This is a genomic window from Stenotrophomonas sp. YJH_SMC_46, from assembly GCF_059370315.1.
In genome coordinates, this window is sequence record NZ_JCAFTO010000002.1 from 167,635 (window position 1) to 193,316 (window position 25,682).

27 protein-coding genes are annotated in these 25,682 nt (G+C 67.7%); 13 read left to right on the forward strand and 14 right to left on the reverse strand.

The window, feature by feature from the left end; all coding sequences use genetic code 11:
• Positions 1–47 precede the first annotated feature (47 nt).
• The 3 genes from AC5P8C_RS05755 to AC5P8C_RS05765 all read right to left on the reverse strand — a co-directional run bounded on the left by AC5P8C_RS05755 (position 48) and on the right by AC5P8C_RS05765 (position 3,673).
• On the reverse strand, positions 48–578 hold the full coding sequence (locus AC5P8C_RS05755; protein ID WP_019661650.1) for a gamma carbonic anhydrase family protein: 531 nt from the start codon (positions 576–578) through the stop codon (positions 48–50).
• A 168-nt stretch (positions 579–746) separates the two neighbouring features.
• Positions 747–2,636 carry a tRNA uridine-5-carboxymethylaminomethyl(34) synthesis enzyme MnmG gene (gene mnmG, locus AC5P8C_RS05760; protein ID WP_495218427.1) on the reverse strand — a complete coding sequence of 630 codons (1,890 nt, stop codon included), beginning with the start codon at positions 2,634–2,636 and terminating at the stop codon, positions 747–749.
• Between the two features lie 548 nt (positions 2,637–3,184).
• Positions 3,185–3,673 carry a hypothetical protein gene (locus tag AC5P8C_RS05765; RefSeq protein ID WP_053443681.1) on the reverse strand — a complete coding sequence of 163 codons (489 nt, stop codon included), beginning with the start codon at positions 3,671–3,673 and terminating at the stop codon, positions 3,185–3,187.
• Positions 3,674–3,832: 159 nt separating this feature from the next.
• Here AC5P8C_RS05765 and AC5P8C_RS05770 point away from each other — a divergent pair, with 159 nt between their 5' ends.
• Positions 3,833–4,795 (forward strand): pyridoxal-phosphate dependent enzyme, encoded by a 963-nt coding sequence (locus AC5P8C_RS05770; RefSeq protein WP_495218428.1) that lies wholly within the window; start codon positions 3,833–3,835, stop codon positions 4,793–4,795.
• Positions 4,780–5,424 carry a YdcF family protein gene (locus tag AC5P8C_RS05775; RefSeq protein ID WP_026347214.1) on the forward strand — a complete coding sequence of 215 codons (645 nt, stop codon included), beginning with the start codon at positions 4,780–4,782 and terminating at the stop codon, positions 5,422–5,424. The genes AC5P8C_RS05770 and AC5P8C_RS05775 overlap by 16 nt, the downstream gene beginning before the upstream one ends.
• A gap of 113 nt (positions 5,425–5,537) precedes the next feature.
• Here AC5P8C_RS05775 and bioC read toward each other — a convergent pair whose 3' ends face one another.
• From bioC to bioB, 5 genes are all read right to left on the reverse strand, one after another.
• Entirely contained in the window at positions 5,538–6,422 is an 885-nt protein-coding gene (gene bioC / locus AC5P8C_RS05780; RefSeq protein ID WP_329846233.1) for a malonyl-ACP O-methyltransferase BioC, read from the reverse strand.
• 11 nt (positions 6,423–6,433) lie between these two features.
• Positions 6,434–7,213 carry an SDR family oxidoreductase gene (locus AC5P8C_RS05785; RefSeq protein ID WP_495218429.1) on the reverse strand — a complete coding sequence of 260 codons (780 nt, stop codon included), beginning with the start codon at positions 7,211–7,213 and terminating at the stop codon, positions 6,434–6,436.
• Positions 7,214–7,242: 29 nt separating this feature from the next.
• Positions 7,243–8,022: a pimeloyl-ACP methyl ester esterase BioH gene (bioH, locus tag AC5P8C_RS05790; protein WP_019661643.1), complete on the reverse strand. Its 780-nt coding sequence runs from the start codon at positions 8,020–8,022 to the stop codon at positions 7,243–7,245.
• Between the two features lie 17 nt (positions 8,023–8,039).
• Positions 8,040–9,263, reverse strand: coding sequence for an 8-amino-7-oxononanoate synthase (gene bioF, locus AC5P8C_RS05795; RefSeq protein WP_495218430.1), 1,224 nt, complete (start codon positions 9,261–9,263; stop codon positions 8,040–8,042).
• Between the two features lie 67 nt (positions 9,264–9,330).
• Positions 9,331–10,374, reverse strand: coding sequence for a biotin synthase BioB (gene bioB, locus AC5P8C_RS05800; RefSeq protein ID WP_019661641.1), 1,044 nt, complete (start codon positions 10,372–10,374; stop codon positions 9,331–9,333).
• Between the two features lie 160 nt (positions 10,375–10,534).
• On the opposite strand from bioB, the gene AC5P8C_RS05805 reads away from it, so the two are divergent.
• The 11 genes from AC5P8C_RS05805 (at position 10,535) to AC5P8C_RS05855 (ending at position 17,966) form a co-directional block, all read left to right on the forward strand.
• The gene (locus AC5P8C_RS05805) at positions 10,535–10,864 is read left to right on the forward strand and encodes a hypothetical protein (RefSeq protein ID WP_495218431.1); all 330 of its coding nucleotides are present in this window, start codon (positions 10,535–10,537) and stop codon (positions 10,862–10,864) included.
• A gap of 168 nt (positions 10,865–11,032) precedes the next feature.
• Complete coding sequence (locus tag AC5P8C_RS05810) at positions 11,033–11,407, forward strand: helix-turn-helix domain-containing protein (RefSeq protein WP_019661639.1); 375 nt, start codon at positions 11,033–11,035, stop codon at positions 11,405–11,407.
• Between the two features lie 358 nt (positions 11,408–11,765).
• Entirely contained in the window at positions 11,766–12,641 is an 876-nt protein-coding gene (locus AC5P8C_RS05815) for a HEAT repeat domain-containing protein (protein ID WP_495218432.1), read from the forward strand.
• A gap of 15 nt (positions 12,642–12,656) precedes the next feature.
• On the forward strand, positions 12,657–13,562 hold the full coding sequence (locus tag AC5P8C_RS05820) for a hypothetical protein (RefSeq protein ID WP_019661637.1): 906 nt from the start codon (positions 12,657–12,659) through the stop codon (positions 13,560–13,562).
• Positions 13,559–13,813, forward strand: a complete 255-nt coding sequence (locus tag AC5P8C_RS05825) for a hypothetical protein (protein ID WP_026347213.1) — start codon at positions 13,559–13,561, stop codon at positions 13,811–13,813. Before AC5P8C_RS05820 ends, AC5P8C_RS05825 begins: the two co-directional genes overlap by 4 nt.
• A 122-nt stretch (positions 13,814–13,935) precedes the next feature.
• Entirely contained in the window at positions 13,936–14,166 is a 231-nt protein-coding gene (locus AC5P8C_RS05830; protein WP_425423338.1) for a double zinc ribbon domain-containing protein, read from the forward strand.
• A 132-nt stretch (positions 14,167–14,298) separates the two neighbouring features.
• The gene (locus AC5P8C_RS05835; protein WP_019661635.1) at positions 14,299–14,616 is read left to right on the forward strand and encodes a hypothetical protein; all 318 of its coding nucleotides are present in this window, start codon (positions 14,299–14,301) and stop codon (positions 14,614–14,616) included.
• A 139-nt stretch (positions 14,617–14,755) separates the two neighbouring features.
• The gene (locus AC5P8C_RS05840; protein ID WP_019661634.1) at positions 14,756–16,096 is read left to right on the forward strand and encodes a chloride channel protein; all 1,341 of its coding nucleotides are present in this window, start codon (positions 14,756–14,758) and stop codon (positions 16,094–16,096) included.
• A gap of 97 nt (positions 16,097–16,193) precedes the next feature.
• On the forward strand, positions 16,194–16,889 hold the full coding sequence (locus AC5P8C_RS05845; RefSeq protein WP_019661633.1) for a ComF family protein: 696 nt from the start codon (positions 16,194–16,196) through the stop codon (positions 16,887–16,889).
• 58 nt (positions 16,890–16,947) lie between these two features.
• On the forward strand, positions 16,948–17,499 hold the full coding sequence (locus tag AC5P8C_RS05850) for an HdeD family acid-resistance protein (protein WP_019661632.1): 552 nt from the start codon (positions 16,948–16,950) through the stop codon (positions 17,497–17,499).
• Positions 17,496–17,966 (forward strand): SecDF P1 head subdomain-containing protein, encoded by a 471-nt coding sequence (locus AC5P8C_RS05855; protein ID WP_019661631.1) that lies wholly within the window; start codon positions 17,496–17,498, stop codon positions 17,964–17,966. Before AC5P8C_RS05850 ends, AC5P8C_RS05855 begins: the two co-directional genes overlap by 4 nt.
• Positions 17,967–18,018: 52 nt before the next feature.
• On the opposite strand, the gene AC5P8C_RS05860 is transcribed toward AC5P8C_RS05855, so the two are convergent.
• The 6 genes from AC5P8C_RS05860 to AC5P8C_RS05885 form a co-directional block, all read right to left on the reverse strand.
• Positions 18,019–19,821 (reverse strand): MFS transporter, encoded by a 1,803-nt coding sequence (locus AC5P8C_RS05860; RefSeq protein ID WP_495218433.1) that lies wholly within the window; start codon positions 19,819–19,821, stop codon positions 18,019–18,021.
• A gap of 242 nt (positions 19,822–20,063) precedes the next feature.
• Positions 20,064–21,191 (reverse strand): N-acetylglucosamine-6-phosphate deacetylase, encoded by a 1,128-nt coding sequence (gene nagA / locus AC5P8C_RS05865; RefSeq protein ID WP_495218434.1) that lies wholly within the window; start codon positions 21,189–21,191, stop codon positions 20,064–20,066.
• On the reverse strand, positions 21,188–21,964 hold the full coding sequence (locus AC5P8C_RS05870; RefSeq protein ID WP_010482152.1) for a DeoR family transcriptional regulator: 777 nt from the start codon (positions 21,962–21,964) through the stop codon (positions 21,188–21,190). Before AC5P8C_RS05870 ends, nagA begins: the two co-directional genes overlap by 4 nt.
• Before the next feature lie 33 nt (positions 21,965–21,997).
• Positions 21,998–23,332: a D-tagatose-bisphosphate aldolase, class II, non-catalytic subunit gene (locus AC5P8C_RS05875; protein ID WP_019661628.1), complete on the reverse strand. Its 1,335-nt coding sequence runs from the start codon at positions 23,330–23,332 to the stop codon at positions 21,998–22,000.
• Positions 23,333–23,349: 17 nt separating this feature from the next.
• Positions 23,350–24,288 carry an ROK family protein gene (locus AC5P8C_RS05880; RefSeq protein ID WP_019661627.1) on the reverse strand — a complete coding sequence of 313 codons (939 nt, stop codon included), beginning with the start codon at positions 24,286–24,288 and terminating at the stop codon, positions 23,350–23,352.
• On the reverse strand, positions 24,281–25,435 hold the full coding sequence (locus AC5P8C_RS05885; protein ID WP_019661626.1) for an SIS domain-containing protein: 1,155 nt from the start codon (positions 25,433–25,435) through the stop codon (positions 24,281–24,283). Before AC5P8C_RS05885 ends, AC5P8C_RS05880 begins: the two co-directional genes overlap by 8 nt.
• Positions 25,436–25,682: the final 247 nt, after the last annotated feature.

Below are 25,682 nucleotides of genomic sequence, written 5' to 3' on the forward strand. Positions count from 1 at the left end.
CTGGTCGGGCCCAGACTTTAGCAGAGCCGCATGGCGGCGTTGGGCGCTCAGCCCAGGTATTCGTCCTTCAGCCGCACGTAGTGGTCGGCCGAGTAGTGCAGCGCCTCGATTTCCTTGTCGCTCAGCGTGCGTGCCGGGCGGGCCGGGTTGCCTACCCACAGCTCGCCTTCGCCGACCACCTTGCCCGGGCCGACCACGGCACCGGCGCCGACGAAGCCATGGCGCTCGACCCGCGCGCCGTCGAGGATGCAGGCACCCATGCCAATCAGGCTGTAATCACCGATGGTGCAGGCGTGGATGATGCAGCCGTGGCCGACGGTCACGCCTTCGCCGATCAGGGTCGGGTAGCCGGCCTTGTTGTAGGGGCTGTGGTGGCTGACGTGGATGATGGTGCCGTCCTGCACGTTGGTGCGTGCGCCGATGCGCACGTAGTTGACGTCACCGCGGATGATCGTGCCCGGCCACACCGAGACGTCCTCGCCCAGCTCCACGTCACCGATGATCGTGCACGACGGGTCGATGTACACGCGCTCGCCGAGGACGGGCATCTTGTCGCGGAAGGGGCGCAGCGGGTTCATCGATGTCTCCGGAAATCAGGGCGTCCGCGACGATGATACGCGCTCGGCCAATGGCGACCCCGCCACCCGCAACTGCCGGAATGCCTCATGCATCCGTGTCGACCAAGGTCGACACCTGCCAGAACGGATCGCGCGCCGCATTGGTGGATGGCATCCACCGATCCCGCGTTACGCCACGCGGCCGCGGCGTGCACGCTCCAGGTGCACCAGCAGCAGCGAGATTGCCGCCGGGGTCATGCCCGGAATGCGCTGCGCCTGGCCGATGGTCTGCGGGCGCACGCGCTCCAGCTTCTGCAGCGCTTCGGCCGACAGCCCGCGCACCGCCGCGTAATCGAAGGCTTCGGCGATCGGCGTGGCTTCATGCCGCTGCTGGCGCTCGATCTCCTCGCGCTGGCGGTCCAGGTAGCCGGCGTACTTCACGCCGATCTCCACCTGCTCGGCCACCTTGGCGTCGGCCACGGCCGGGCCCAGCGACGGCACCTGCATAAGCTGCGCGTAGTCCAGCTCGGGGCGCTTGATCAGGTCCAGCACGCTGGTCTCGCGGCTGACCGCCACGCCCAGCGTGTCCTGCACTTCGCGGCCCAGCGCATTGGCCGGGGTTGCCCACAGTGCACCCAGGCGTGCGCGCTCGGCGGCGACGGCGGCCTGCTTGGTCTCGAACGCGTTCCAGCGGCGGTCATCCACCAGGCCCATCTCACGGCCGGCCGGAGTCAGGCGCTGGTCGGCATTGTCCTCGCGCAGCTGCAGGCGGTACTCGGCGCGGCTGGTGAACATGCGGTACGGCTCGTTGGTGCCGTGGGTGATCAGGTCATCCACCAGCACGCCCAGGTACGCCTCGTCGCGGCGCGGGCACCAGCTGTCCAGCCCGCGCACCTGGCGTGCAGCGTTGAGGCCGGCCAGCAGGCCCTGCGCGGCGGCTTCTTCATAGCCGGTGGTGCCGTTGATCTGGCCGGCGAAGAACAGGCCGTTCACCAGCTTGGTTTCCAGCGAGGCCTTCAGCCCGCGCGGATCGAAGAAGTCGTACTCGATGGCGTAGCCGGGGCGGGTGATGTGCGCGTTCTCGAAGCCGCGGATGCTGCGCACCATCTCCAGCTGCACGTCGAACGGCAGCGAGGTGGAGATGCCGTTGGGGTAGATCTCGACGATGCCCAGGCCTTCGGGTTCGACGAAGATCTGGTGGCTGGCCTTTTCGGCGAAGCGCACCACCTTGTCCTCGATGGACGGGCAGTAGCGCGGGCCGATGCCTTCGATCTGGCCGCTGTACAGCGGCGAGCGGTGCAGCGCGTCGCGAATGATCTGGTGGGTCTGTTCGGTGGTGTGGGTGATCCAGCAGCTGACCTGCTGCGGATGCTCGTCCACCGAACCGAGGAAGGACATCACCGGGCGCGGCGAGTCGCCGGGCTGCTCATCCATCACGCTGTAGTCCAGCGAGCGGCCGTCGATGCGCGGCGGCGTGCCGGTCTTCAGGCGGTCCACCTGGAACGGGCGCTCGCGCAGGCGCGCCGCCAGCGTGGTGGCCGGCGGGTCGCCCATGCGGCCGGCGGCGTACTGGGTCGGGCCGACATGGATCTTGCCGGCCAGGAAGGTGCCGGCGGTCAGCACCACGGCCTCGGCGTCGAAGCGCAGGCCGGTCTGGGTGATGACCCCGCGCACGGCATCGCCTTCGATGACCAGGTCATCGACCGCGGCCTGGAACACCGTCATGTTGGCCTGGCCTTCGACGATGGCGCGGATCGCCATGCGGTACAGGTTGCGGTCGGCCTGGCAGCGGGTGGCACGTACGGCCGGGCCCTTCGATGCGTTGAGCGTGCGCCACTGGATGCCGGCGCGGTCGGCGGCATGCGCCATCGCACCGCCCAGGGCGTCGATCTCCTTGACCAGGTGGCCCTTGCCGATGCCGCCGATGGCCGGGTTGCAGCTCATCGCGCCCACCGTTTCGATGTTGTGGGTCAGCAGCAGGGTGCGCACGCCGGTGCGGGCCGCGGCCAGCGCGGCTTCGGTGCCGGCGTGGCCACCGCCGATGACGATGACGTCGTAACGATGGAAGGACGGGTTCATGGGGGCTGTTCAGCTTGGGGCAGGCGCGGCCGGGGGCGCCGCCGGGGTGGCGATTTTAGCGCCATTCGGGGTCCGGACGCCGGCGCCGGCCAGTTGGTGGCGAAATCGGCCCTAAAGTTGGCAGGATTTTTGCAGATAACCCAATAGCACCCATCGTGGCTGGCGCCGTAGGCGCCCGTGACCGGAATTGGAACAGGGGCCGGTACAGGCGCACGGTGGGGGAGCAGAGGGCCGGCAGTCGGGGGACTGTCCGGCCCTGTTTTTTTGGGGCTGTCGGGAAGGCGCCATCCACGCATGGCGTGGATCCACTGAAGCTGGGGCCTTCGCCGGTTGGCGACCTGACAAAACAAACGGCCCCGCATTGCGGGGCCGTCTGCCTTCAGAGGTGCCGACATCCGACAGGGCCGGAACAGGGGGGATCCAGATGTTCCTGTCGGATATCGACGTAGAGCTTTTTGCGGCGGCCCGTGTCGTTTTTGTCACTTTGTGACGCGGGCCGTCACTGTCCGCGTAGAGTGCGGCTTAGACCGTGTGAAATGCAAGACGGTTCAGCGCTCAACTGTGCGCTGCGTCGCACGATCCATGTTGCGCCAGGGGGAACCGTTCATCCTCGGCGCACTCGGTGCCGGGGCCGGGCGGGCCTGCGGCGCGGGCGCCGGCGGCTGTGCGTTCGACTGCGGCGGGCGGCGCATCGAGTCCATGTTCCGCCACGGCGAACCACCGTTGTACGACGGTCGCGACGGCGGCGGCGGACGGTGCTCGCCACCATTGCCCGGGCGCGGCGGCGGGCGATGGTTGTGCGGCGGGCGGTAGATCGGGCGCGAGTAGTACGGGTTGCCATAGCCGCCGTAATAGCCGCCATAGCCACCGTAGTACGGGTAGCCGTAGTTGTAGGGATAGCCGGCCGGGTAGCGGTACTCCACCGACGGCGCACCGTGGTAGTAGCTGCCGCTGCGGCCGCCGCCGACATAGTCGTAGGTGGTGCAGCCGGTCAGGGCCAGCAGCAGGCCACCGGCAAGCATCAGGCGCATTTTCATGGTGGGTCCCCCCAGAGGACGGGTGTGCAGTCAGCTTCGGGCGCCAGCGTTGAATCGGCCCTTAATTCCGCCGGCCAGGATGAATGGAGGCGTAGGGCTGCATGCTGGCATGACCTGTGTCCCGGTCGCCAGCGCGAAGCCATACGTTAATCTTGCGTCATGAGCGATTCACTGTTGCCCCGCGCCGATGACGTCCTGCTTGCTGCGGCGAGGATCGCCCCGCACGCCAGCGTGACGCCGGTGCTGCGCTCGCGCACGCTCGATGCGCTGGCCGGCGCACAGCTGGCGTTCAAGGCCGAGCACCTGCAGCGCGGTGGCGCATTCAAGTTCCGTGGTGCCTGCAATGCGGTGTGGTCGCTTGATGCTGATCGTGCCATCGCTGGCGTGGTGACCCATTCCTCCGGCAACCACGGTGCCGCGCTGGCCCTGGCCGCACGCACCCGGGGCATCCCCTGCCATGTGGTGGTGCCGGAAGGGGCGGTGGCCGCCAAGCTGGCGAACATCGCCCGCCACGGCGCCACGCTCTGGCGCTGTCCGCCGACCATCGCCGACCGCGAGGCCACCTGTGCCAGGGTGCAGGCCGATACCGGCGCGACCCTGGTGCATCCCTATACGGACCCGGCGGTGATGGCCGGGCAGGGCACTGCGGCCCTGGAACTGCTGCACAGCGACGGCCCGTTCGATGTGCTGGTGGTGCCGGTGGGCGGCGGTGGCCTGGCCAGCGGTACTGCGCTGGCGCTGCAGCACGCCAGCCCGCAGACCCGCCTGGTGCTGGCCGAGCCAGCCGGAGCCGACGATACCGCGCGCTCGCTGGCCGCTGGCGAGCGCCAGGGCGCGTTCGCCCCGGACACGATCTGCGATGGACTGCGTACCCTGATCGGCGCGCCGAATTTCGAACTGCTGCGCGCGGCAGGTGCCGAGGTGATCGTGGTTGATGACACCGCGACGATGGCGGCGATGCGCCTGCTGTGGGAGGTGCTCAAGCAGGTGGTCGAGCCGTCGTCGGCCACCGTGCTCGCTGCCGTGCTGGCACAGCCACAGCGCTTCGCCGGCCTGCGCGTGGGCCTGGTGCTGTCTGGTGGCAATGTCGACCTGCCTGCGCTGCGCTGGGGCGCGCCATGAGCCGCGACCGGCACCGGCCCCGCACCGGCCTGCTGGGCTGGCTGTGGCGGCTGTTTGTCCTGCTGGTGATCTGGCTGCTGGGCGTGACCGCCTGGATCGTCTGGGTCGGCGAGCGCGACCAGGCCGCCAAGGCCGATGCCATCATCGTGCTGGGTGCGGCCGCCTATGACGCCAAGCCATCGCCGGTGTTCGAAGAACGTATCCGGCATGGACTAGACCTGTACGAGGCCCAGTACGCGCCGCTGCTGATCTTCACCGGCGGCTATGGCGGCACCGGTGCGCGCTTCTCCGAATCGCAGGTGGCGCGGCGCTATGCGCTGAAGCATGGCGTGCCGGACGATGCGATCCTGATCGAGACCGCGTCGCGCAACACCGTGCAGAACCTGGTGGAAGCCAAGCGACTGATGGACCAGCGCGACCTGCACCGGGTGATCATCGTCAGCGACCCGCTGCACATGGCGCGCGCGCTGCGCCTGAGCAAGGCGCTGGGCATCGATGCGCTGGCCTCGTCCACGCCCAGCACGCGCTTCCGCAGCTTCCACACCAGCTGGCGCTTCCTGGTGCAGGAAATCTACTTCTTCCACCGCGACCTGGTGCGCCCGCCGCTGAGCTCGCCGGCCAATACCTGAGCGGCTGCCGCGCCGCTGCGCTCGCCGGGCATGGCCCGGCGCTACCATTGGTGCACCCGGCGCGGCCCCTATCGCGCGCCCGGTAGCGCCGGGCCATGCCCGGCGGCTTTCGATCAGGTCTGCTTGCGCCGGATTGGAATCGCCGACACCGGCACCGAGGCGACGTCATGCCCGCCTTCGCGGATCGGCGCGCCCGGGTCCGGTGCCCAGGCGTGGGCATAGATCACTTCCCAGCTGCTGGGCAGCTTGCCGTCGGCACGGCGCATCGGCTCGTATGCAGCGGCGGCAGCGGCGAAACGACCACGCCCGGTCAGCGTATGGCGGCGGTCCACCCGCGCATTGGTCGCGCCCATCGCGCGCAGTTCGCGCATCAACGAGGGCAGGTCGTCGTAGGTCAGGGTGAACAGATCGCGGTCCAGCACCGGGTCACGGAAGCCGGCCATCATCAGCGCATCACCGAACTGGGCGATCTGTGCAAAGCGGCTGACGTGCGGGCGGTCATCGGCGGCGGCGAAGGCTTCGTTGAGTTCGATCAGCGTTTCCGGGCCGAAGGTGGAGCACACCAGAAGGCCACCGGGCTTGAGCACACGGCGGAACCCGGCGAACACCGCCGGCAGGTCGTCCACCCACTGCAGGCACAGGTTGCTGAAGATCACGTCCACGCTGTTGTCGGCCAGCGGCAGCGCAGCGGCGTCGCCGCACAGGCGCTGGAACGGCTTCCACCAGCCGGCCTGGCGCTTGGCCTGGTCCAGCATCGGCAGCGCCACGTCCAGCGCGATCACCTGCGCCTTCGGCCAGCGCTTCTTCATCAACGCACTTGCATGGCCGGTGCCGGCGCCGATGTCCAGCACCACCTCGGGCTTGCGTGCCTCAAGGTAGTCCAGCGATTCGATCAGCCGCGACTGCACCTCGCGCTGCAGGGCGGCGGCAGCGTCGTAACTGGTGGCGGCACGCGCGAACGCGCGACGGACATGGTGGGCATCGAAGTGGGACGGCATTGCGAACTCTCTTAGAACGTACCGGGGTAGGCGCCGCCGTCGATCAGCAGATTCTGCCCGGTGAGGTAACCGGCCTGTGCACTGCACAGGAAGGCGCAGGCGGCGCCGAATTCGTCAGGCGTGCCGAAGCGGCCGGCGGGAATCTGCTGGCGGCGGCGTTCGGCGACTTCGCCGGCATCGCCGTCCTTGCCCGCACTGTGGGCGAAGTTGGCGCGCAGGCGGTCGGTGTCGAACTGGCCGGGCAGCAGATTGTTGATGGTGACGTTGTGGGCCACGGTGCGGCGCGCCAGGCCGGCGACGAAACCGGTCAGGCCACTGCGCGCGCCGTTGGACAACGCCAGGATGTCGATCGGGGCTTTCACCGCCGACGAGGTGATGTTGACGATGCGGCCGAAGCCGCGCTCGACCATCGCGTCGACGGTGGCGCGGATCAGCGCGATCGGCGCCAGCATGTTGGCGTCCAGCGCGGCAATCCAGTCGTCGCGTTCGAAATTGCGGAAATCACCGGGCGGCGGACCACCGGCATTGTTGACCAGGATGTCCACCTGCGGGCAGGCGGCCAGCGCCGCAGTGCGGCCGGCCTCGGTGGTGACGTCGGCGGCGACGGCGCGCACCTCAGCGGCACCGGGCAGTGCACGCAGTTCGTCGGCGGCGACCTTCAGTGCAGCCTCGCCACGCGCCACGATCACCACGTTCACGCCCTCGCGTACGAGCGCACGCGCGCAGCCCAGGCCCAGCCCCTTGCTCGCGCCGCAGACCAGTGCCCAGCGGCCGTTGATACCCAGATCCATGCGTCAATCCTGCGGAATTCGGAGGGGGCTCATTGTCCGCCATCGGCCGGCGACAGGCCGGCAACGAAGTGTTGCAGGGCGGCGGCCACTTCGTCGGCATGGCCGAGGAAGGGCGCATGGCCGCCGTGGGCGATGGTCAGCGCCTGCGCACCCGGGGCCAGCGCCGCAGCGGCCTGCATGGCGACCGGTGACACCAGGCGGTCGCGCTGGCCGGCGATCCACAGGCTGGGCTTGCCCAGCGTCGGCAGTGCCCCGCGCAGGTCGGTGCTCTCCAGCAGGCGCAGGCCTTCCAGCAGGGCGCGTTCGGTGGGCGCACCGCGCTCGACCAGGCGCTGCCGCAGGATGCGCAGCTCCTCGCGGGCGTGTGCCGAGCCCATCACGTCCAGCGCGAGGAAGCGTTCCAGGGTGCCGCCGAAGTCGGTGGCCAGCTCGCGCCCGAACTGCTCGAACACCGCCGGTTCCACTGCATGCGGCCAGTCTTCGCCACGCACGAAGCGTGGCGTGGCCGCGATCATCGCCAGCCCGCGCACCTTCGGCAGCGTCGCGGCAGCGTGCAGCGCGAACAGACCGCCCAGCGACCAGCCGCACCACACCGCCGGGGGTGTGGCCGCGGCAATGGCACTGACCACGAACGGCAGGCGCAGCGGCGTGGTGTCGTCGCGGCTGTGGCCATGGCCGGGCAGGTCGACCAGGTGCAGGGTGAACTGGTCTGCCAGGCGCTGCACCAGCGGCGCGAATACACCGCCCTGCAGGGCCCAGCCGTGGATCAGTACCAGGTCCGGCCCACGGCCGGTGACGTCAATATGCATGGGCAATGACACGGAACTCAGGCAAAAGCGGGCAGCGGCGGTGGCGCGGCTTCACGCACGGCCAGGGTCACGCGATCGCGCGCGCTGGCGATGGCCTCCACCAGGCCACGCACCTGTTCCGGCGTATGCAGCGCGGACAGTGTCACGCGCAGGCGTGCCTTGCCTTCCGGCACCGTCGGCGGGCGGATTGCACCGACCAGCCAGCCGGCCTGTTCCAGCGCCGTGGACATCGCCACGGCGGTGCGGTCATCGCCGAACAGCAGCGGCTGGATCGGTGTTTCCGAAGCCATCAGGCCCAGGCCATGGCGACGCGCTTCAGTGCGGAACAGCGCGATCAGGTCGGTCAGCTTTGTGCGACGCCAGTGGTCGCGGCGCGCCAGGCGCACTGCTTCAAGCGCAGCAGCGGCCATCGCCGGTGGCACCGCGGTGGTGTAGATGTACGGGCGCGCGGTTTCGGCCAGATGCTCGATCAGGTCGTCGCGGCCCAGCACCAGCGCACCGGAACCGCCCAGTGCCTTGCCCAGTGTGACCAGCTGCAGCGGTACGTCGTCCACGCCCAGCCCGGCGGCGGCCACGGCACCACGGCCATCACCGACCACGCCGACACCGTGCGCATCATCCACATAGAACAGCGCCTGCTGCAGGCGTGCCACAAGCGACAATGCACGCAGCGGTGCGATGTCGCCATCCATGCTGAAGACACCATCGGTGGCCAGCATGGCCGCGCCATCGGGCGCGTGCTTGAGCTGGCGCATCGCGCCTTCCGCATCCAGGTGCGGGTAGCGGCGCAGGCGCGCACCGGCCAGCCGGGTGGCATCAAGGAGGCTGGCGTGGTTGAGCTTGTCCTGTACGCAGACATCGTTCTCTTCGCTCAGCAGTGCCTGCTGCACCGCCAGATTGGCGGCGAAGCCACTGCCGAACAGCAGCGCACGCGGATAGCCCAGCCACTCGGCCACCTCGCGTTCCAGCGCCTCATGCAGGACATGATGGCCGCAGACCAGGTGCGAGGCACCGGCGCCAGCGCCTTCGCGTGCGGCGGCGTCCTGCAGCGCGTTGACCACGCTGAACTGCTGGGCCAGGCCCAGGTAGTCGTTGCTGCAGAAGCCGGTCAGCCACTGGCCGTCCACTTCCAGGCGCACGCCATCACGTCGGGTGACCGTGCGTCGCGGGCGGCGACGGCCTTGGGCATCGCGCAGGGCGCGCTGGGCGTGGAGGCGGGCGGTCAGGTCGGGGCGGGCCATGGTGGCTGAATGCGTCGACGGGGCGGCTAGGGTAGCGCGTTGCCGCGGCGCCTGCTTGCGGCCCGTCTCAGGCCGCGTGAGCGCAGCCACAGCCGGGCGTATCGGCACTGATATCGGCGTGCACGGTACCGCCGTGGTCGTGGCCTTCGGCATCCACCTGCACCGCCATCGGCTGTAGCCCCAGCCGTGCGAACAGCGCCAGATCGCGCTCGCTTTCCGGGTTGCCGGTGGTCAGCAGCTTGTCGCCGTAGAAGATGGAGTTGGCGCCGGCCAGGAAACACAGCGCCTGCAGTTCGTCACTCATCGCCTCGCGCCCGGCCGACAGCCGCACCATCGAGCGCGGCATGGCGATGCGGGCCACCGCGATCATGCGCACGAACTCGAATGGGTCCAGTTCGGCGCTGCCATGCAGCGGCGTACCCGCCACCTGCACCAGCTTGTTGATCGGCACCGAATCCGGATGCGCCGGCAGCGTGGCCAGCGCCAGCAGCAGGCCGACGCGCTGCGCGCGCGTCTCGCCCATGCCGACGATGCCGCCGCAGCAGGTCTTCAGGCCGGCATCGCGCACGTGTTCCAGCGTATCCAGGCGGTCCTGGTACTGGCGCGTGTGGATGATCGAATCGTAGTAGTCCGGCGCGGTGTCGAGGTTGTGGTTGTAGTAGTCCAGGCCGGCGTCCTTCAGCGCACGCGCCTGTTCGCCGCTGAGCATGCCCAGCGTGGCGCAGGTCTCCAGACCCAGTGCCTTCACCCCGGCGATCATCGCCGCGACCTTCGGAATGTCTCGATCCTTCGGCGAACGCCATGCGGCACCCATGCAGAAGCGCGATGCACCGGCGGCCTTGGCCTGGCGTGCCTTGGCCAGCACCGCGTCGGTCTCCATCAGCTTCTGCGCGTTCACCCCGGTGCTGTAGCGCTGCGCCTGGGGGCAGTACGCGCAGTCTTCCGGGCAGCCGCCGGTCTTCACCGACAGCAGCGTGGAGACCTGCACCTGCGCCGGGTCGAAGTGCTCACGGTGGACCGCCGCGGCGCGGAACAGCAGCTCGGGCAACGGCAGGTCGAACAGGGCCTGCAGTTCGTCGTGTTGCCAGTCGTGGCGGATGGCAGCAGCCATGGCGGGACCTTGGGTACGCGTGGAGCGAGGGCGGCAGTGTGGGTGGCTCGGCGAAGTCTGTCAACCTCAATGTTCTGGCTATGGTTTACATTGATCGATAGCTGGAAGTGTGCGCTGCGGTGTAAGTTCATTGCTGCATACGGACTCGCGAGCACCTGCAATGGACAGCTACCAGCCCCACCCGATCCGCCGCGATGCGGTGCTGTGCAGCCTGGCCGAACTGCCCGACGGCGGCCTGCGCGTGGTGATGGATGATCTGCGCCTGACGGGTGAATCTGGGCATTGGCAGAATCGCTTCTTCGTGACCTTCAAGGACTACGCGGCGGGGCAGCTCGATCCGTCGACGCTGCCGAACGAGGAATTGCAGGCGATCGGTCTGTACGTGCTGGTTCGCCTGCTGGCCATCAATGGCTGCCTGCGCGACACGGAGGAGGAGCCCGACAGCGATGCCCACCTTGCCGAGCAGCGCGACAGAACATCGCCGCGCTGACCGGCAGCGACACCCAGGAATACCCGACGTGCTCTACGCGCAGCGTGTGCCCCTCCTGGTGCAGAACGCGCGGTGCAGGGCGCAATGGCCGACCCGGTGCGGGCACCGCTGTCAGTGCGCGGCGGTTTGACTCGCGCTCCGGGATTGATAGAGTCTCGAAGACCGCGCATGCGGAAGCAGTGGAGAGACTGTTTGGATGGTAAGACGAGTTCCCTGGCAGCGAGGATCCGTGCTGCCAGGATCGGGGTCGGGATGTCCCAGACCGAGCTGGCGCAGAAGCTCGCCGTCAATCGCGCAACAATCGGGCACTGGGAACGCGAGAATGGCTTTGCACCGAGTGTCGACCATCTGCGTGCACTGAGCCAGGTCATGCAGGTGAGCTCAGCCTGGTTGCTGCATGGCGAGGACGTTCCACTGCCGGTGGAGATGGGGGGCGTGCGCGCCGGGTTGGAGGCGAAGCTGCTGTTGCTGTCAAAGCATCTGCCTGTGTCATTCCTTGCCAGTGTCGTCGCCCTTCTTGAAAACGCCGAGACGTACCTGTAGTACACCTTGCATCCACTGCTGTGCGTCGCACAGCAGAACGTTTGCGCCTTGAGTGTGCAAGTAGATGTAATCAGGCCGGGCATGGTTCGCACCGCGACGACGCCCGGTCAATCAACTCTTTACTTCTACTCGCCAAAAGGATGCAGCATGGAACGCAAGTCTGTCGTACTGGAAGATCTGCTGGATGACGTCGCCCCGACCACCAATACGACCACCGAGCTCGGGATCGTGATCACCATCGCAGTCGTCATTCTGTAAGCATGCACCCGCGGGACCCCTCCCCGTTCCGGGGAGGGGTTCTGCGCGGGCACGCGTGGCGTTACGAACGGATGTTGAACGCTTACCCGATGGTGACAAAATGAATGAACACAGACGCTACCTGACCGAGGGGCGCTTCCCCCTGCTCAGTGCCCTGGCCGCCGCCGCCGATGCCTGCGTGGCAGAGGGGAACGCTGCGGACCTGACCGGCCACTGCCGCGAACCATTTGATGGCCTTCTACGGTCGGAGGAGTTGTCGCTGATCGTCGCCGAGACCCTGCATGCCGTTGCCAACGGGGATCTCGTCCACCCTGAGTGGCTGTCCAAGACGGCCGAAGAATGGGTGGTGATGGACACCCGGGACTATTCGCTGCGGCTGGTCGCACGCAAACCCCGCTCGGGGCAACTGCTGCAGAGCCTCAATTTCAACTGCCTGGTCGGCAACATGAGTGGGCCCGAATTCTCGTTGACCCGCTATGGGTTTCCCGCGGGCGCGCAGATGGATGCGTTCAAGGTGGGCCTAAAGGCCGTGGAGCGCGGTACGCTCAGCCTGGGCCGGGGCGAGTCTGCAGAGCTGTTGATGAACCAGGATATTCCGCACGTACAGATGCGTGCGCCGGCATTGACGCTCACGCTGTACCCCAAGGTGTACGCGCCGTTGATCTGGTGCTTCGACAGGCAGTCGCTGCAGTCGGTGATGGCCCTGGCCAGTCATGACAGCCCGGTACGGCGGCAAGCGGGTGCGGCGATGCTGCAGCACATCCACCAGACCGAAGTGCTGCCGGTGGAGGCATCTCTGTCCACGCTGTCAGCGCTCGTTCGCGATGAATCGCATTTTGTCCGCTGGGCGGCGCTCCAGGGGTTGTGCGCGATTGACCTCGAGCATGCCCGTCCCCATCTGCTGGAGGCGGCACGGGATGTCCATCCGGCGGTCGCTGCCGCAGCGCAACGCGCCATCGCGGCGCATCTCAACTGACGCGGAGAAACGTTCATGGCATTCAGCCTGTATCCCGCCGTGCAGGGCACCGCCAGTGTGGAAGACCTTGTTTCCTATTGCCGCAGTCATGTCAGATACGGCGATTACGACAGCATCCTCGGCGCATCGGATCTGCTGGCTGCGCTGGCGAACGACCGCGAACTGCTGGTCAGGGCCATCAACTCGTCGCTGCTGGAGCGTGATGACTACTTCAACGACAACATGGGCGTTTCCAGCCAGTCGATCATTCTGCACTCCGACCCGACGTTCAAGGTGCGCGCCAACGTCTGGAAGAAGCCGGTCGCCCGTGCGGGCAGCATGGACCACGATTCCAATCTCTACTCCTACAACTACGCACACAATCACAACTTCGAGCTGCTGACGGTGGGCTACCTGGGCAGTGGCTACTGGACCGAAATCCATGAGTGCAAGCCTGATCGGATCCAGGGATACATCGGTGAGCCCGTAGCGCTGGACTACCTTGAGAAGACCTCCCTGCCCCGAGGCAAGGTCATTCTTTTCCGTGCCTGCGAGGACGTTCACACCCAGTTGCCGTGCGAAGAGTTGTCGATATCGCTGAACCTTCTGGTCGTACCGCCTTACGAGCAGCTTGCCGACCAGTACAGCTTCGATGTCGCCGCCAAGCGCATTGCCGGGGTCATTACGTCGCCGAATCTGGGGTGCATGTCGCTGCTGACATTCGCTGCGCTGCTTGGCACCACCCAGGCCTACGATTCCATCGAACGGCTGGCCTTCGGCACCGGCCACTGGCGAGTGCGCAATGCTGCCCTGGAAGTGGCAGGGCTGCTTGCGCCCGATGAGCGTGAGCGCCTGTGGCGAAGGGCCGAACAGGATGCCGATCCGGCAATCCGTCGTTCGGCACGGCATTGGCTGGAACAGGGACAGGCAGCGGCCGGATGATGGGCTTCCTCCGCAGCCGCTTCAGCACGCCGTTCGCACGCAAGTGGGGCGCACTCATCGTGTTCGCCACGGTGATCCTGTTCCTGTCGAATCCGGAACTGCTGTCGGTGGTTCTGCTGGTGAACATGATTGGCGTGGACGTGTTCGTCCTGCTCATCGGCATCCAGCTGCGGCAGAACTGGTCGGTCATCAGTACGTTCATCATCATGCCCTGCTATCTCAGGCTCAGGAAGTTGTTCAAGACGCGCTGACGACCGGACACGGGGGCCGGGCGAATCATCCGGCGCCTGTCCGGCAGCCGTGTAGGGGAAACCCCGCCGCCCAACGTCCGCTGCGCCGATGGTGAACGGGGAGGGGTGGCGAAGCTGGACGAATGGGGCTGATATCCACATTCAGGCTGGTACGTTCCGGGCAGGCGCCGCTTCGCCTGCTGCTTCCCTTCCGATGCCTGGTCTGCAACGATCCTGGCCATGACGGCCTGGACCTCTGCCCGGCCTCCCTGGCCGAGTTGCCCTGGTCCGGCCGCGCGTGTCTGCGATCGGGATGTCGCGGCCCTTCGGTGAACGCAGTGTGGAGGTGGCGGGGCGTATGGCCAATCATTTGAGATGGCCTATGGTTTACATTGTTCGCACCTGGAATGAGGCGTCCGTGCCAAGGCTGCCACGAACAAAATGGCGGTGCCGGAGGCGCGCTTGACGTACCTTGAGGCACGCACACCCAGTCGAGCCGCGTTGCGATGATCTATCCGGACAGCTGGCAGCCGATCACCCGGGAAGAATTGGCAATCCTGATCTCGCAGCAACTGCAGGCTTGCTCACCTGTGCAACGAGCCGTCTTCGAGTCCCTGCGTTTGCCATTCCGTGCCGTTCGGCTGCACAGGCTGGGCATGATTGAGTGGGTCTGGGTGGTCGCACAACTGCCCGAGGGGCTGCTTTACTACGAGGACGTTGAGGAAGGATTCGAGGTAGGCACGCCGGGCGAGGATGGTGTCTTGCCGGACCGAGGTTGTTCTCAACTGACGCTGACCCACATTCTCCATCGCATGCTGGTCTGATCAGGTCCCGCAGATCGCCGCATCCGCCCGTGCTCCGGGCGCCCTTCTGGCGGCACCGGTGCATTTCACCGCATCCTGCAAGGGCTGCGGCCAAAGTGGCCGCTGCCCAACGGAAGCGCTGGCGCGCAGACTCTTTCCCATGACCGATCTCCATCGCCTCCGCGGCCGCATCACCGCGCTGGTTCTCAGCGAAGCCTGGCGCCGCCGCGCCGCGCTCTGGGGCGGCGCCGTGGCCGTGGCGCTGGTGGCGATCCTGTTCGCCAAGGCCAGCGACGCGGCGTTCCATCTGTTCCAGCGCATCACGTCGCACTCGCCGTGGTGGGCCCTGCTGCTGACGCCGGGCATCTTCGCGCTGCTGGCCTGGTTGACCGCCGGTGTGCTCAAGCCCACGCGCGGCAGCGGCATTCCGCAGGTCATCGCCGCGTTGGACAAGGCCGATGAGCGGTTCCGGAAGACCAACCTTTCACCCGCGGTTTCGGCCGGCAAGCTGCTGCTGACCTCGCTGTCACTGCTGGGTGGCGCCTCGGTGGGCCGCGAGGGCCCGACTGTGCACGTAGGCGCCAGCTTGATGTACCTGTTCGGCCGCTGGTTCGGTTTCAAGGATCCCCGCGAGCTCTCGCACTTCCTGCTGGCCGGTGGTGCGGCGGGTATCGCGGCGGCGTTCAACACGCCGCTGGCCGGCATCGTCTTCGCCATCGAGGAGCTCAGCGGTCGTTTCGAGCATCGCTTCTCGGGCACCCTGTTGACTGCGGTGATCGTCGGTGGCGTGGTGTCGCTGGGCCTGTTGGGCAACTACACCTATTTCGGCCATGTGAGCGCACGCCTGCCGCTCGGCCAGGGCTGGCTGGCAATCCTGCTGTGCGGCGTGGTGGCGGGCCTGCTGGGCGGCCTGTTCGCGCGTGCGGTGCTGGCCAGTGCGGCGGGCCGCCCGCGCTGGCTCGGGCAACTGCGGCAGCGGCATCCGGTTCTGTTGGCCGCAGGCTGCGGCCTGGTGGTGGTACTGCTCGCCCTGGTCTTCGGTGAAGGCGCGTTCGGCACCGGCTATGAGCAGGCGCGCAGCCTGGTGCAGGGGCAGGCGGTGGTCGGCCACGAGTTCGGGGTGATGAAGCTGCTGGCCAATCTGGCCTCGTACGTGGCGGGCATTCCCGGCGGCCTGTTCTCGCCGGCGTTGGCGGTCGGCGCTGGACTCGGCCACAACCTGGCAGTGCTGATGCCGGGCGTGGACCCGCGCGCGTTCGTGCTGCTGGGCATGTGTGCTTACCTGACCGGCGTTACCCAGGCCCCGCTGACGTCGGCCGTGATCTCGCTGGAGCTGACCGACAGCGGCGACCTGCTGCTGCCGATACTGGCCACGGTGCTGATCGCGCGTGGCGTGTCCGGGCTGGTGTGCAGGGTGCCGATCTATCGCGGGCTGGCGGAGTTGTTGATCGGGCCCGCCGCTACGCCACCGGCGACCGGACAGGGCGAACGCCTTTCCTGACGGGCGGCGGCCCCCGTCGCAGTTGAGGGCAGTTCCGACACTGCAATCGGTGCTTCGCCGATGGCCGCACGCGGCGTGCGCCATCAAGTATTGGGTGATGCGTACTTATCTCCTGCGTTCGGCAACCCGTGTCTCGCGCGCACTGCTTGGTGTGCTGCTACCGCTCCGCTGCCTGGTCTGCGGCGACCCGGGCCACGATGATCTTGATCTGTGCTGGGCTTGCTTGGCCGATCTGCCCTGGGCAGGCCGTGCCTGCCTGCGCTGCGCCTTGCCGTTGCCCGACACCGCGTTGATCGTCTGTGGCACCTGCCGCGAGGAGGTACCGCCACAGGCGGCTACCCACGCCAGCCTGCTGTACCTGCCACCGGTCGACCAGTTGCTGGTCCGCTACAAGTTCCATCAGGATCTCGCCGCTGGACGCCTGCTCGCGCAGCTGATGCAGCGCGCACCGCCGCCGTGGTCGTGCACGCCGCTGGTGCCGGTGCCGCTGCACAGGCGACGCTTGCGCCAGCGCGGCTACAACCAGGCCGGTGAGCTGTGCCGGTTGCTGCCGATGCCGGTCTGGCAGGGGGTGTACCGGCAGCGGCATACCGCACCGCAGTCTGAACGCACGGCCGAACAGCGCAGGGAAAACCTGTTCGATGCATTCGACGTGCGTGGTTCCGTGCCCTCGCGGCTGACCGTGGTCGATGACGTGATGACGACTGGCAGCACGGTGATGGAGGTCGCCGAGACGCTACGCCTGGCCGGAGCAGCGGAGGTGCGCGTGTGGGTCTGTGCGCGGGCGCCGTGATCGCCCTCTTCATCCACAGGGGCTAGGATGAGGCCGGTTCCGGATCGGAGGAGTGGCCATGAATTCCCCCTTGTCTCCCTTGTTGTCGGCGGTTGGGCGCAGCTGGTGGATCCTGCTGCTGTACGGGCTCGTCGCACTGGGCTTCGGCATCATCGCCATCGGTTGGCCGCTGTCCGCAGCGATGGCACTGGCCTGGACACTGGGCGTGATGGCCATCGTTGAAGGCGTCATCAGCCTGTTCGCACTGATCAGCGGCGGCAATGGTGCTCCGCGCGGCTGGCTGGCGCTGTATGCCATCGCCTCGCTGGGCTTCGGCATCCTGGCGGTGATCAATCCGCTGGCCACCGCCAGCGTGCTGGTGCTGTTCCTGGCGGCGTGGCTGCTGGTGGCCGGCATCTATCGCATCGTGTTCGCGATCCGCGTGCGCAAGCAGATCCAGGGCGAGTGGCTGCTGATCCTCAGTGGCGTGCTGGCGGCGGTGCTGGGGCTGCTGTTCGCGGCCAATCCGTATGCAGGCGTGGCGGTGACCACGCTGTGGATCGGCATTGGCAGCCTGCTGTACGGGCTGCTGCAGGTGCTGGTGGCGTTCAAGCTGCGGAAGCTGAAGTGAGGGGCGCGTTTCCGTTCCTGCTGGGCGCAGCGCTGGTGCTGGCCGGATGCATGCCGGGTGCCACGCCCGGTGCGCTGGCAGGCAAGGATCATGCGCCGCGCGCGGGTGTGGATGTACGCCTGAGCGCGGTCGATGCGGACGGCAAGGGCAGGCAGGCGCAGTGGCAGGGCGAAACGCTCGCCCTGCGCGAGCCGCCGATCGCTGGCAGCGCCGACATCGCCGATGTGCGCTACGTGCTGGACGAGGCCAAGCAGCCGGGCCTGCAGATCCGCTATCGGCCCGAAGCGCACCAGCGCATCCACGATGGTACGGAAGCACTGGTGGGCCAGCGCGCGGCGCTCAGCGTGGACGGCCGCGTGCTGATGGTGGCGACGGTGAAAGGCCCGTTCGGTGAATCGATGATGCTGAGCGGGTTGCCCAGCGTTGCCGAGGCGCAGGCGCTGGCCAAGCACATCACGGGCGACTGACGGACGTGCCAACACCCCCACGCTGCGCATGGAGGTCGACCAAGGTCGACCGCTACCGGGCGAACCGCGCTTCGATCTCTTCCAGTGACTTGCCCTTGGTCTCCGGCAGCCAGAACGCGGCCACCAGGAAGAACACGAAAGTGCACGCCGCCCAGAACACGAACATGCTGGCGTAGCCGTAGTGGCCCACCGTGGGCAGGAAGATGGCAGCGATGGTGGTGGACACGAACTGGTTGATCAGCAGCGCGATGCTCATGCCGTTGGAACGGATGCGGTTCGGCATCAGTTCCGACAGTGCCAGCCACACGCAGACGCCGGGGCCGACCGCGAAGAACGCCACGAACACCAGGATGCAGGCGGCCACGGCCCAGCCATGGGCCGGCGGCGGCACCGGGCCGATGCGGGCCTGCTCGATGCGCAATGGCGCCTGGCTGGCACTGGCCGGGTCGGCGAACGGGTTCAGATGCAGCTTGCGGAAGAACGCACCGATCACGCTGTCCGGCTGCACGGTGCCGGCACGCTCGATGCGCAGCTCGCGGTCGGTCAGGTTGTCGCTGCGGAGGGCGCGCACATTGGTGAAGTCGCCGTAGGCATACGACACGGTCAGTTGCAGCGGCCGGCCTTCGCTGTCGATGCCAGCGCCGAGGCGCTGCCACTGCGCATCATCCAGCACCAGCCGCAGGCCGTCGCCGCTGACCGCCGCCTGCAGCTGAGGCTGCACATCGGCGCGTCCGCGCTCGGCCTGGAAGAACAGCGTGGCCGCCGCCAGCAGGGCCACGCAGATGCCACCGCTGCCCAGCATCAGCAGGAACTTGCGGCCCTTGCGGTCGACCAGCAGCAGCGCGACCACGGTCATCACCGCGTTGAGCAGCTTGATCGCCACGTCGGCACCGTTGGCCACCGAACCGGACAGGCCGGCCTGGTTGAGGATGTTGACCGCGTAGGCCAGCACCGAGTTGATGCCGGTGGCCTGGGTGCAGGCCAGCACCACGCACGCGAGCACGAACGGCACCACGTAGCGGCGGCTGAGCAGCGGATCGCGCTTGCCGTCGCTGCTGCTCGATTCCGGCGCCTGGATCTGGGCCAGCGTGGGCTCGACGTCTGCGGCGGGGAGGACGCGCTGAAGGCTGCGGCGGGCTTCATCGATGCGGCCGCGGCGCACCAGCCAGCGTGGTGATTCGGACAGCCAGAAGATACCGGCGCAGAACAGCAGGCCGGGCGCCAGGCAGGTCCAGAAGATGGTGCGCCAGGCGTGGTCCTTCACCGTGAACAGTTCCTGCGCCTGCTGCGCGACCGGCAGCGAGCGCACGGCCTCGGCGGCGGCATCCACGGCATGGGCGTGGTACAGGCCGATCAGGGCTGCCAGCACCAGGCCAACGGTCAGCAGCAGCTGGAACATGGCCGCGCCGCGCCCGCGCCGTTCGGGGCTGAGCACTTCGGCCAGGTACAGCGGAATCACGACGCCGATCAAACCGCCACTGATGCCCTGCAGCAGGCGTCCCAGCAGCAGCGGCGTGTAGCCGGAGGCCAGTGCCATGATCGGAATCGAGGCGGTGAACAGCAGGCCGGCCAGCAGCATCGCGCCGCGGCGGCCAATCAGGTCGGCGATCATGCCGGCGAACAGCGAGGACAGCACGCTGCCCAGCAGTACGGCCGCCACCACGAAGCCGAGCTGCTGGCTGCTGAGCCGCCAGGCGTGACTGGCGGTCGCTTCAAGATAGGGCAGGGCACCGGCGATGATGCCGATGTCGATGCCGTACAGCAGGCCCCCCAGGCCGCCGATGAAGAGCAGGTAGCGTACGGGCCAGCGCGGGGCGGTGGAAGCGGGTACGGCAGGTGCGGCGGCTGCGGTCATCGGCGTATTCCTGGAATAACGGGGATGGTGCGTGGCTGAGGCATTGCGCTTGCGCGCTTTCATGTAGAGCCGAGCCATGCTCGGCTTGCCGCGCGAAGCGCGGCACGGACGTCATCGATGTCTGTACGAAAAGCAGCCGAGCATGGCTATGCCGATCGTCCTGATCGGCACCCTCCGGGCCGTCGCAAGCGACGTTGGCAATGGCTCCTGCCATTGCCTTCGGCTCTACAAAAACGCAGATATCAAGCGTTTGCAGCGTTCAAATCGACGACGCGCCCGCCGATCACCACCTGCTGCAGGCGCAATCCGGCATCCAGTACCACCAGGTCGGCACGGGCGTCGGGCGCAATGCGACCGCGATCATCCAGGCCCAGGTAATCGGCGGGGAAGGTGGACACGCGATGCGAGGCATCGGCCAGTTCCAGTCCCACACGCACCAGGTTGCGCAGCGCCTGGTCCATGGTCAGTGCGCTGCCGGCCAGCGAACCGGTGGCCAGGCGCACGCAGCCGCCGCACTTGTGCACGCGCTGTTCGCCCAGGGCGTACTCGCCATCGGGCATGCCGGTGGCCGCCGTGGCGTCGGTCACCGCGTACAGGCGCGGAATCGCCCGTGTGGCCAGGCGGATCACGCCGGGATGGATGTGCTGCAGGTCGGGAATGATCTCGGCGTACTGCGCATGCGCCAGTGCCGCCGCGGCGATGCCAGGCCGGTAGTGGTCGACGCCGGTCATGCCGTTGAACAGGTGAGTGAAGCCGGAGGCACCCGCCTGCAGGGCAGCAACACCTTCTTCGTAAGTGCCGGCGCTGTGGCCGAGCTGCACGCGAATGCCCATTGCCGCCAGCGCGGGAATCAGCGCGGTGTGCTCGCCGATTTCCGGCGCCAGTGTCATCACCCGGATCGGTGCAAGTGCATGCAGTTGCTGCACCAGCGCCAGCGTCGCCTCGATCGTGCGGTTGGGTTGCGCGCCCAGGCGCTGCGGGCTGATGAACGGCCCTTCCAGATGTACGCCGGCAATGCAGGCGGCGTCGGCATCGGGCGCTGCCATGGTCGCGGCCACGCCGTGCAGCGCGTGCTCGATCTCATCCAGGCCGGCGGTCATGGTGGTCGCCAGCAGTGTGGTGGTACCGAAGCGCAGGTGGGTGCGGGCAATGGTGCGGGCCACGTCGCCGCCCTGCATCAGGTCGACGCCGGCCGCACCATGCACGTGCAGGTCGATGAAGCCGGGCAGGATCACCGGCAGCTGCAGGTCGTCAGCGCCGCTGTGGTCGTCCACCTGCAGCTGGCGGATGTGCGAATCGAAGTGGACGTGGCCACGCCGCCAACCCAGCGGCGTGAGGATGCGGCCATGCAGGGTGCGGGTGTCGGTCATGCAGTGGGCTCGGCGATGATCACCTCGATGCCCAGCCGCTGCAGCCCTTCACGGGTTGCGTCGTCGATGCCGGCGTCGGTGATGATGGCGTGGATCTGATCGAGAAGTGCGATGCGGTGCAGGCTGACGCGGCCGAACTTGGAGGCGTCGGTCAGCACCACGATGCGGCGCGCGCGCTCGACCATGCGGTGGTTGAGGCGGGCTTCGGCTTCATCGTGGGTGGTCAGTCCGAACTGCAGGTCCAGGCCGTCCACGCCCAGGAACAGGGTGTCGAAGCTGTAGGAGTTGAGGCTGGCTTCGGCCTGGCTGCCCTGCAGCGACAACGACTGCTGGCGCAGCAGTCCACCGGTCAGCAGCACGTTGATGCCGGGCGCGTTGGCCAGTTCCCAGGCGATGTTCAACCCATTGGTCATCACCGTCACGTCGCGCTGGGTGCGCAAGTGACGGGCCAGGGTCATCGTGGTCGAGCCGGAGTCGATGATGATGTTGTCACCGGGCCGCACCAGGCGCGCGGCACACGCGCCGATCGATTCCTTCAGCGGCAGGTTCAGTGCGTCCTTTTCGTGGATGTCCTGTTCCTGCGGCGGCGTGCGTACCAGCGTGGCGCCACCGTGGGTACGGTTGGCCAGGCCTTGCGATTCGAAGTGGGTCAGGTCGGCACGGATGGTCACCGCCGACACGCCGAAGCGCTCGACCAGATCGGCCACCTGCACCGAGCCGTGCTCGATCAGCAGCTGCAGGATCTGTTGCCGGCGGGAGCGGGTGTTGCGCATGGCCATTCTCGGTGTCGCGGGGAAAGGTAGAGATTAGCCGTTCGCAGCAACGGCGGCAGCCGCGTCTGCGTGATGCGTGCGGGTTCCGGCCTGGTTGGCGCTGCACGCACGGGCGTACTCGCCCAGGCACAGGCCGACGCGATGCCGTGCCAGCGCGGTAGGCGTATTGGCCAGGGTGCCCTCGCGCACGGCGCGGTACTGCTCCGGCAGGTACTGGCTGAGCAGTACCAGCGGCGGCGCGTGCTGTTCCAGGTTGGCGAACAGGGTCTTCACCGCCTGCACCAGCGCGGGCTCGCCCCAGTAGTAGCGGCAGCGGTCGCTGAAGGAATAGCTGCGCAGCAGGCGCAGCGCTGCCTCATCGCCCTGGTAGTAGGACTGCCAGTACTTCGGCTGCGCCGCCATCACTTCATCCAGCACCTGCGGCAGGCGCGAGCACTGTGCGGCCGGCAGCAGTTCGGCCTCGATCGCGGCCAGCGCGAACAGCGCTTCGCGGTAGGCGAAGGTCGCCGCCGGGCCGACCTTGAGGATGGCGAAGTGGTCGCGCACCAAGGCGTGCAGGCCACTTTCGCGCTGGTAGTCGGTGGAATGCGCTTCGAACACGATGCGCGGCTGCTGTTCGAGGAAGTCGGCCAGCGTGCTGGCGGCGGCTGGGTCGTACTCGTGCACACTGCTGTGGTCGAAGTCCACGCCCGGTTGCACCACCATGGCGATCACGCGCTGCCACGCATCGCGCAGCTGCGGCGTATCGAACGCCTGCTGATGAATCGCCAGGGTCTGCGCGGCAGCAGCGGGCGTGGTCACCTGCAGGCCCTCGGCCAGCGAGGCTTCACCCCCGGGAATCGGCACCTCGGTACCGATCACGTAGACCGGCGGCGGCAGGCCATGTTCGGCGGCGGTGCGCTCGGCGATTTCGGCCAGCTCGGCCGAGCGCGCAGCGACGATGGCATCGGGCAGTGGCACCGGATCATCGGCGCAGGACATGCTGCAATCCAGATGGATCTTGTGGAAACCGGCGGCGACGTAGGCTTCGATCAGCACGCGCGCGTGGGTCATCGCTTCGGCAGCCGGGCGCTTCTGCCAGGCATTCGGGCCGAGGTGGTCGCCACCCAGGATCAGCCGCTCGCGCGGGAAACCCTCTTCATCGGCCAGCGTGCTGACGTAATCGCGGTACTGCGGCGGAGTCATCCCGGTGTAGCCGCCGAACTGGTCGACCTGGTTGGAGGTGGCCTCGATCAGCAGCACGGTGCCGTGCGCCAGCGCCACGTGCATGGCCGCACGCAGCACCTGCTCGTTGCTGCAGCAGACGCTGTACAGGCCGACGTTGGCACCGGCGCGGTGGGAGGCAAGCAGGGTCTGCAACGGGGACATGGTCAGGCTCCGGTCAATCAGGAAAACGAGGGTTGGCAGGCGAGCAGGGCGGCACCACGTGCGCCACCGGCATCGCCGAAGCGCGGCGGCACGATCGGCGGAACCTGCACGCCGTTGAACAGATGCGCGGAAATTGCGGCCGGCAGCTGCTGGTACAGCGGCGCGTACTGCGAGAGGCCACCGCCGAGCACGATCACGTGCGGGTCCAGCGCCAGCACCAGCGCGGCCAGGCTGTGGCCAAGCAGATCGCGGTGGATGTCCAGCGCCTGGCGCGCACGTGCATCGCCGGCTTCGGCCAGGGCGATCACGGCGCTGGCGTCCGCGGCACTGCCACCGAGGTGGCGCTCGATCATTGCCAGCCCGCTGCCGGACACGTAGCGCTCCACGCAGCCCTGCAGGCCACAGGCGCAGTCGATCAGCGGCAGGCCATGGCGCTGCAGCAGGTGGCCGGGCACGCTCCAGTGGCCCCATTCGCCGGCCAGGCCGTTGAAGCCCGACAGCAGCCGGCCGTGCAGGCAGAAGCCGCCGCCGGCACCGGTGCCGAGAATGGCGCCGAACATGCTGGGGTAGCCGTCAGCCGCGCCGCCGTGCGCTTCAGACAGGGCAAAGCACTGCAGATCGTTGCCGAAGTGCAGCGGGCGCTGCAGGCGTGCCTGCAGATCCTGCGCCACGCATTGGCCGGTCAGTGCAGGCACGTTCGCGCTGAGCTGGCGGCCGCTGCGGCGGTCGCGCACGCCGGGCAGGGCGATGCCGATGGCGGCATCACCGCGGCCCAGCGCCGCATCGGCCTCGGCCACCAGCGCCACCACCGCCTTCAGGAAGCCGTCGTAGTCACCCTGTGGGGTGGCCACGCGGCGGCGCCAGGTGACCTGCATCGCCGCATCGCACGCCACCAGCTCGATCTTGGTGCCGCCGATGTCGATGCCGTAGCAGGCGTGGGCGATCAGCTCAGCCATGGTGGATGGTGACGCCCTTGACGACGCGGTTGACGGTGCCGTCCGGGAACGGGTTGTCCGGGGTCAGGCCCAGCGCGGCCGAGCGCTGCAGCGCGAACAGCTGCGCGAAGCCCAGCCACACCGGTGCCAGCCACGGATCGTCCAGTGCCGGCACGGTGAGGGTGTACTCGTCATCGGTGCCGATGTCCGAATGCGGGCCGATCGCCAGTACCTGGCCGGCCACGCCATCGCGGCGCAGTTCTTCCAGCAGGTCCTGTTCGTAGCGGCGCGCCAGCGGCTGCACGCTGCGCAGCACCACCACCAGGGTGTTGCCGTCCAGCGTCGACTTCGGGCCATGGCGGAAGCCCAGCGGTGTGTTGGCCAGCGCCAGCACGCGGCCGGCGGTGAGCTCCAGCACCTTCAGCGCGCACTCGCGCGCCAGCGCTTCCAGCGGGCCGCTGCCGAGGTAGATGATGCGGTTGAACGGGCGGTGCGCCAGCTCCGCCACCGGTGCATCCCACTGCGCCTGGCCTTCGCGGGCCAGCGCGGCGATCTGCTTCAGGCGCGCCACGCGCGCATCCCACGGCGAACGATCGAACACGGTCAGTGCGGCCAGCAGCATGCAGGTCAGGCTGCTGGTCATGGCGAAGGCGCGATCGCAGCTGGCCGACGGCATCAGCAGCGTGCAGGTATCGGCACGGCCGGCACCACGACGGGCGAGTTCGCCATCGGCGTTGCAGGTGATGTCGAGGAAGCGTGCCTCATCCACATCGGCGCGCACGCGGTCCACCGCGGCCACGCTTTCCGGGCTGGAACCGCTGCGGCCGAACGACACCAGCAGGGTGGGGCGGTCGCGCTCCAGGTACAGCGCCGGATGGGTCAGCAGGCTGGTGGTGTGCACCACGCGCACCTCGGCCGGCCACTGCGCATTGATCGCGTCGGCCACCATTTCGGCGATGAAGCCCGAACTGCCCGCGCCGGTGAACAGCACGCGCTGGTTGGGATCGTTGAGGCTGTTGCCAAGAAAGGCCTGCAGGCGGTCGCGGGCATGCGACAGGTCCTGGGCGAGGGCTTCCCACAGCGCTGGCTGCTGGGCGATTTCGGTAGCGGTATCGGCTCCGCCAAGGCGCTGCCAGGCGGACACATCGGAAAGCAGGGTGACGTCCATTCGGAGGTTCCAGTTGGGCCAGCGCACCATCTGCGTTTTCTTTCGAAATGTCAAACATCGAAAGTAAAAAGAAAGAAAATGACGCGATGACTTTTCCCGCTGCCGAGCCCTCGGGAAAACGAAAGAACGGGGCGAATGCCGTATCGCACAATGCTTAACAGGCAGCTGCAATCGGTTACACAAAGTATTGCGACGCAACAACTTTCGTTTCAGTGGAATATATCTTCCTTTTTCCTTTCAATTTGTT